This is a genomic window from Limnospira sp. PMC 1279.21, from assembly GCF_032349615.1.
GTDB lineage: Bacteria > Cyanobacteriota > Cyanobacteriia > Cyanobacteriales > Microcoleaceae > Limnospira > Limnospira fusiformis.
The window spans coordinates 1-3,302 of record NZ_JARPLU010000289.1 but is presented as its reverse complement, the minus strand read 5'-3'; the positions used below and the strand labels follow the sequence as shown (position 1 = coordinate 3,302).

Genomic DNA, 3,302 nt, shown 5'->3' with positions numbered 1-3,302 from the left:
CCTATCGTCGCATTGTCCGGGAACAACCGGAAAAATGTCGCGTAAATGTATCAGTATATCGCCCCAGGAATTGGGTAAACTTCAATGGGAAGTTAAAAGGTTAAATAAATCGGAAGTAATCAGGGGTTAGCGGAATCTTGTTTTAGGATGGGGGCAAAGATTATTAATCACCTAGCATGGAGTGTCTATGGATATGTTGACAGAACAAGTCATGACCTTAACAAATAAAGTGGATGCGCTGTATGAGGTAGTCATGCAGCTACGCCGAAATATTCCTAGGGATGATCATGGTTTTTCGGAAATGTTTTCATTGACTCGGACTGCTGAGGAAGGACTGACAGATAGCAGTGGGGTGATGGAAGAATCGGAGCTGCACGATCGCAAATACAATAGTGGATTATACCCAGTTCCTTCTCCAGCAATGACTGTAAGATTTGAGGAACGCCAGGGTACACACAAAGATATTTTAAGTGATGATCACTATATAAATAGCAGCACTATGGTAAGCCAAGAAACCATGTTTAGTGCAGATGTTCAGATCCAGCGTTTGACAGCCCAGCTTACTGCTGCTTACAATCGTATTGCAGCCCTAGAAGAACAGTTATTGTCTAAGCGGGTGCGCGCTTGAAGGGAGAGGGGTCACAGATGGCCAGCAAGCTGTTCAATTTGTGTCAGTAACTGGCTTAATGTCCACTGACTGCACAGATAGGAAGCGATCGCACATCCTCCGGCTCCGACACCCTCTTTAACATATCCTTGCTCAAATGCTTGTAGTTGGGGGTAATGGGAATGGGTAAAATCAAGTTGGGTTGCCAATAGGGGAACCGGACCGATCGCCTTAGCGAGTCCGACAGTATCCCCTGTGGTATCTTCTGCAACCCAGCGAGTAGTACCAACAGCGACCCGTCCCGGACACCAGGAAAGATTTTTAGCAGAAGCGATCGCCTCAGCCAAAGCATAAACAGCCAGCATTTGGGTTCCCCCCGCCAAAAGAACCCCTACCCGGCGACTAGCAGCAATAGTCATAGCAGCAACCGCAATTTGCATAGGGTCGCCAACAGCAGCAACCAGTGTCAGGGGATCGACTTGACCTGGGGTAATTTGAGCCGCCCGGAGTCCGGCGGTAACTATGGCTAATTTTTGGTCATGGTTACACTGGGGGTGGCTACTGTTAACTTTTCCGGCGGCGGGAATTCCCAAACCCATCAACACAGCCAGGGCGGTGGTAGTTCCCCCGACGACACATTCTCCGATGATCACATAACTATCATGAGCCATAGCAGCAATGCGATCGCCCCAAGCCAACCCCGACTCAAATAGATGTTGAACTATGGTAGAGTTCAAAGCAGCGCCGGAACTGAGACACTTAGCCGGGACTCCTCCCAGGTCGATAGTTGGTACACAAGGAATTACCGGAACCCCAGCATTAAATAAGTTAATCGGGATATTCAGCGCCGCCACTACAGCCCGCGAAATCAGGACGGGGGAAGCACCAGCCACCAAAGGCGGTAAAGGATAACGGGGAGATGGCACAGGACCTGTGACCAGAAATTCAGCGTCTGCGAGATAAGTGCGGCGGCGATCGGCAGGTGTAGCGCCAGCGGCGGAAATTCCGGGAATTAAACCCGTTTCCGTAAATCCCAAAACACAGGCAAAAATGGGCTTTTGGTGTCGATATTGGCTTAACCAAGCCTGACCATTACGGGGCTGTGTATAAATTCGGACTGCCATTATTCCTCATAGTCGAGCAAAATCTGTACCCAACGGGGGGGGCGGGGAATAGGACTTTTAAGGCGATCGAGCATCAACAGAGACACCAAATGCACCAAAAACAGATAAACGATATTATTAGCCAAAACCATCAATACAGCCACAATCTGAATAAATAGTAAACTTGGGGGTGCAAGTATCCCCAAACGAATAAAGATAGACTCTAGCAGTTGTGCAATTTGGGTAGTCGCATAAACCCACAAATCCCGACCCAAGAGAATTGACAGCAGCCAGTAACGGAAAAAGAAGCCAATAGCGCCAATTAAGGAGGCGATCGCCACAGTAACCGGCCATTTGGCTCCTCGTTTCCACAAGCCGCCCAAAACCACAGCCATCCAACCATAGGGGATCACATAGAGAATGCTGCGTGTAGGACCCATTAAAACTGTCAAAAGTAACCCAGAGGTTACAGCACCCATAATCGCCGCCCGTCGATCCCAGCGCAAATACAGCAAAGCAATAGGTAGGGGAAAAAAGACTCGCAACAGAGGACCGAGAGGAAAGTAGTAGTTGATAAACCAAATCAAACTAGCCGTGGATGCCAGAAAGGCAGTTTCCACCATGACGAGGGGGGAGACAGAAGGGAAACTGTCCGATGGTTTAGGAGATGGTTGGGGGCTATGGTTAGAAAAATCACTCATGCTATCTTAGGTCAGGAACGAGGTTAGGCGAGGCCATGGTAGCACCAAGACCGCTAACCCATGTTAAACCAACATCCTCTCTAGGGCATGAACATCGGGAATGCTGAGAAGATCGCGATCGCGATGAATTAATCCCTTTTTCTCCAGTTTACTGAGTACCCTAGTCACAGTTTCGCGAGCTAGTCCGCTCAAACTGCTGAGTTCTCGGTGAGGTAGATTAGGAATTGTCGTTCCTGATTCTGTGGTTTTACCTTGTCCCTCTGCCAAAAACAACAAAATATCTGCCACTCGTGAAGCACTATCTGACTCACGCAACCGTAACCGCCGATTAACCTGACGCAGACGGCGGCCCATTAACTGAGCCAACCTAATACCTGCCAATGGTTCCGTGTTAATCAGTTGGACAAAATCCTGAGCTGGCATATTGCCAATCATGGTTGGGGCGAGGGTAATTACATCTGTGGATCGGGGGACCTCATCAAGGGCTGCCATTTCTCCAAATAATTCACCTTTCCCCAAAATATTGAGTGTAACTTCCTTACCATCAAGGTTGTAGGTCCTAATTTTGACCCAACCATCTAAGATAAAATATACTGAGCTACCCCAATCATTCTCCAGCAAAATCACTTGATTGGGGGGGTGGCTTCGACCCACCACATGAGAGGTGGCTCTTTCGGCTACCTCGTCGGGTAAACCCTCAAAAAAGGCAGTCGAGAGAATCATCCGGGTGATATCTGATTGTGACTCGCGGGAGAAGTACCGATCTTCCATTGGGCTATGATGTTTGAAATTAGCGCTTATCCGTGGCTAGTTAGCAGGAGTTGTCCAATAGACAATTCACGTAAAACTCCTGGGAGGGTTGGAAGCTCCGTGATTGATCACGGAGAGGAA

At 48.5% G+C, this 3,302-nt stretch carries 4 protein-coding genes; 1 reads left to right on the top strand and 3 read right to left on the bottom strand.

The window, feature by feature from the left end:
• Window positions 1-187 precede the first annotated feature (187 nt).
• Complete coding sequence (locus P5683_RS23600; RefSeq protein ID WP_035758597.1) at window positions 188-628, top strand: hypothetical protein; 441 nt, start codon at window positions 188-190, stop codon at window positions 626-628.
• A gap of 11 nt (window positions 629-639) precedes the next feature.
• Here the strand turns inward: P5683_RS23600 and cobT are convergent, their stop codons facing one another.
• The 3 genes from cobT to P5683_RS23585 all read right to left on the bottom strand — a co-directional run bounded on the left by cobT (window position 640) and on the right by P5683_RS23585 (window position 3,182).
• The gene (gene cobT, locus P5683_RS23595; protein WP_006620744.1) at window positions 640-1,731 is read right to left on the bottom strand and encodes a nicotinate mononucleotide-dependent phosphoribosyltransferase CobT; all 1,092 of its coding nucleotides are present in this window, start codon (window positions 1,729-1,731) and stop codon (window positions 640-642) included.
• Window positions 1,731-2,411, bottom strand: a complete 681-nt coding sequence (locus P5683_RS23590; RefSeq protein WP_006668027.1) for a DUF2232 domain-containing protein — start codon at window positions 2,409-2,411, stop codon at window positions 1,731-1,733. Before P5683_RS23590 ends, cobT begins: the two co-directional genes overlap by 1 nt.
• 63 nt (window positions 2,412-2,474) lie before the next feature.
• Window positions 2,475-3,182, bottom strand: coding sequence for a Crp/Fnr family transcriptional regulator (locus tag P5683_RS23585; RefSeq protein ID WP_006620746.1), 708 nt, complete (start codon window positions 3,180-3,182; stop codon window positions 2,475-2,477).
• Window positions 3,183-3,302 lie beyond the last annotated feature (120 nt).